This is a genomic window from Faecalicatena contorta (assembly GCF_021531995.1).
Classification (GTDB): Bacteria; Bacillota; Clostridia; order Lachnospirales; family Lachnospiraceae; genus Dorea_A; species Dorea_A contorta_A.
The window spans coordinates 1-1497 of the sequence record NZ_JAFBIZ010000239.1 but is presented as its reverse complement, the minus strand read 5'-3'; the positions used below and the strand labels follow the sequence as shown (position 1 = coordinate 1497).

Sequence of the window (1497 nt, the reverse complement as noted above, 5' to 3'; positions counted from 1 at the left end):
TCTATAAGAGGCAGGTAGCACATATAATTGCCTTTGTCTAGATTAATTTTGTCTTTTTTACCATTTGTATCAATTCTGCATTATTATGTGTTCTGGTAAACATGTTCAGAATATTATCCACCGCTTCTTCCGGACGCAGTCCGTTCAAAGCACGGCGCATGCTGTCCACTGCCTCCTGCTCTTCTCTGGTAAGAAGAAGATCTTCTCTTCTTGTCCCGGACTTCGGAATATCAATTGCAGGAAATACTCTTTTTTCTGACAGCTTACGATCAAGTACCAGTTCCATATTACCGGTACCCTTGAACTCTTCATATACAACATCGTCCATTTTACTTCCGGTATCTACCAGTGCCGTTGCAAGGATCGTAAGACTTCCGCCTTCACGCATATTTCTTGCGGCTCCAAAGAATCGTTTCGGCATGTGAAGTGCAGCCGGATCGAGACCTCCTGACAACGTTCTTCCTGATGGCGGTACAGTCAGGTTATATGCTCTTGCCAGTCTTGTAATACTGTCAAGAAGGATCATAACATCTTTTTTATGCTCCACCAGACGTTTTGCACGTTCGATCACCATCTCAGATACTCGTTTATGATGCTCCGGAAGCTCATCAAACGTAGAATAGATAACTTCCACATTTTTCCCCGCAATAGACTCTTTGATATCTGTTACTTCTTCCGGACGTTCATCAATCAGGAGAATCAGCAGATGAATCTCAGGATTATTTTTCTGAACAGACAATGCCACCTGTTTTAAGAGGGTCGTCTTTCCTGCTTTCGGAGGAGATACGATCATACCTCTTTGCCCTTTTCCGATCGGAGACAGCAGATCCACGATCCGCATTGCCGTACTGGTCTTACCACACTCAAGGCGAAGCCTTTCATCCGGGAAGATTGGAGTCATGTCTTCAAAATTTCCTCTGCGCATTGCTCTCATTGGATCCATTTCATTAATTTTGGTCAGATATAGAAGTGCGCTGAACTTTTCCTGCTGTGTCTTAATTCTTGTATTTCCCTCCAGAATATCTCCCGTCTTCAGATTAAATCTGCGAATCTGGGAAGGTGACACATATACGTCATTTTCTCCCGGAAGGTAATTATCACTTCTGATAAATCCATATCCATCCGGCATAACCTCCAGAATTCCATGTACAGTTACACCACTGTCAAGCTTGTCTATATCATGGACTTCTTTATCTCCTGTATTTGCAGACATTTCCTTTACGGTTTCTCTGGATGCCTTTTTTTCTTTTTCATCTTCCTCAAGCATACATTCAATCAGCTCTGCTTTTTTCATTGCAGATATTCCCTTTAATCCTCTTGCCTTTGCAAGATCCTTTAATGTTGCCAAAGGTAATGATTCATATTTTTCTCTCATTCTATTCTATCCTTTCATAATAATATTTTTATATTTCATATTAATTTTCATATTAATCATGTGTTATTACTGGAGAAATTCGTCTGAAATGACGATATGGAAATATTAATATAGGATATTAT

Annotated in this window: 1 protein-coding gene; it reads right to left on the bottom strand. The window is 40.3% G+C overall.

What is annotated here, in order from left to right:
• Positions 1-37: 37 nt before the first annotated feature.
• Positions 38-1375 carry a transcription termination factor Rho gene (gene rho / locus JQM82_RS15590; protein WP_235251330.1) on the bottom strand — a complete coding sequence of 446 codons (1338 nt, stop codon included), beginning with the start codon at positions 1373-1375 and terminating at the stop codon, positions 38-40.
• Positions 1376-1497 lie beyond the last annotated feature (122 nt).